1 pseudogene is annotated in these 1,962 nt (G+C 63.5%); it reads right to left on the bottom strand.

What is annotated here, in order from left to right:
• Positions 1–1,962: pseudogene (locus MMG91_RS28725) on the bottom strand (condensation domain-containing protein); the annotation flags it as partial.

Raw genomic sequence — 1,962 nt, 5'->3', positions numbered from 1 at the left:
TGCTGTTCAGCTCGGCGTAGGTCAGGCCGTGCCCGTTGTGCGCGGCCGCCGGTGCATCCGGGCTCGCCTGGGCTTGTGCTTCGAACAGCGCGTGAACGGTTTTGTCCTGCGGATAGCGACGCGTGGTGGCGTTGAAATCCATCAGCAGTTGCCGACGCTCGGCGGACGGTAGAATCGATACACTGTGCAGCGGTGTCTGTGGCGCCTGCTCCAGCGCCTCGACCAGATGCTCCAATGCAGTATTCATATAGGCGCAGATGCGTTGCGCACCGATCTGCGGCAAGGCCAGCGCCGTCAGGCTGAAGCCTTCGCCAAGATCGTCCACCGACAGCGTCAGCGGATAGTTGGTGCGTTCTTCATTGCTCAGGGTTTCAATACCTTCCCAGGCCACCAACGCTTCGCCCGAGGCGATATTCGCGGCACTGTGCCGATAATTGAGCAAGGCGCTGAACAACGGTAACGGCGCGGTCACGCCGCTGCAGCGTTGAGCCAATGCCAGCGACGCATGTTCGTGGCCCAGCAACCCGGTCAACCGGGCATGGGTGGCCTTCACGCCGCTACGCACGCCTTGTTCACCCAGGCTCNCAATGCCAGCGACGCATGTTCGTGGCCCAGCAACCCGGTCAACCGGGCATGGGTGGCCTTCACGCCGCTACGCACGCCTTGTTCACCCAGGCTCACCCGCAGCGGCAGCGTGTTGATGAACATGCCCAACGCGCGGTCGGCACCGTCGCCGCCCTGCATCCGGCCCATCAGCACGGTACCGAACACCACGTCTTGCTTGCCCGAAACACCGCCCACCACCTGCGCCCAAGCCAGATGGTGCAAGCTTGCCGCGCTCACACCCAACTGGCGGGCCTGCGCCCGCAGACGGCGACTGAGGTCGGCGGCGATATCCAGCCTGGCTTCCTCGATGTCGCTACCGTCACCTTGTACATCCTGTAGACCGAACGGCAGCGTCGGCTCGTCGATGTCACCGAGCATCTCGCGGAAGAACGCTTCGTGCTCCTCACGGCTGACACCCAATCGGGCCTGGGCCACGTAGTTGCGGTACGGCAGGGCTTCGCCAAGCTGACTTTCCTGGCCCAGCAGATGCGCCTGCATCTCGTGCTGCACCACTTCCAGCGCCATGTGATCAAGCGCCATGTGATGGAACAGCAACATGGCCACCCAACGCTGGTTGGGTGCGTCATGGGCAAATGCGATGCGCATCAGTGGCGCCTGGTGCATATCCAGACGGTAATGCAGCGTGTCGAATCGCTCGCGCAACTGCTCGGCGATATCGCCGGCGCCGGCTATCAGCGTAACCTCTTCCACCGCCAATTGTGCCTTGCGCCAAACCACCTGCACCGGCTCGTCCAGGCCTTCCCATACCACCGAGGTGCGCAAGATGTCATGGCGGTCGATCACGCCCTGCAGGGCATGGGCGAATGCCTCCAGCCGCTCGCGATCCGAGACAGTGAACGTGGCCTGCAGCACATAGGGATCACCCGTTTGCGCAGCGATGTGGTGGTAGAGAATGCCCTCTTGCAATGGCGCCAATGGGTAGATGTCCTGCACGTTGCGTGCGCCACCCGGCACCGTCGCCATAATGCGGTCGATGGCTTGCTGGTCCAGATTGACCAGCGCCAGCATGTCCGGCGTGATGTGGGTGCAACCTAGAAGAATAGCGTTAGCCGGCACCACGACTTCATTGCCACCGCCGACCGCGGCAGCCAGTGCCGCCAGGGTCGGCTGGCCGAACAGCACGCGAATGTCCGCCGACAAACCGAGCTGGCGCATCCGCCCGATCAGGCTGACCGCCAACAGTGAGTGGCCGCCCAGTTCGAAGAAGTGGTCATGCCGGCCGACCTGTGGCAGGCCCAGCAAGTCTTGCCAGATCTGCACCAGGGTGGTTTCGACCTCGCCTTGCGGGGCTTCGTAACCACGGGTGATCAGCGCATCGAGGTCCGGTGCCGGCAG

Origin of the sequence: Pseudomonas sp. JL3 (assembly GCF_031570575.1) — a bacterium.
Classification (GTDB): domain Bacteria; phylum Pseudomonadota; class Gammaproteobacteria; order Pseudomonadales; family Pseudomonadaceae; genus Aquipseudomonas; species Aquipseudomonas cucumis.
The sequence above is the reverse complement of the archived record's forward strand: the minus strand, read 5'-3'. Positions and strand labels throughout refer to the sequence as shown.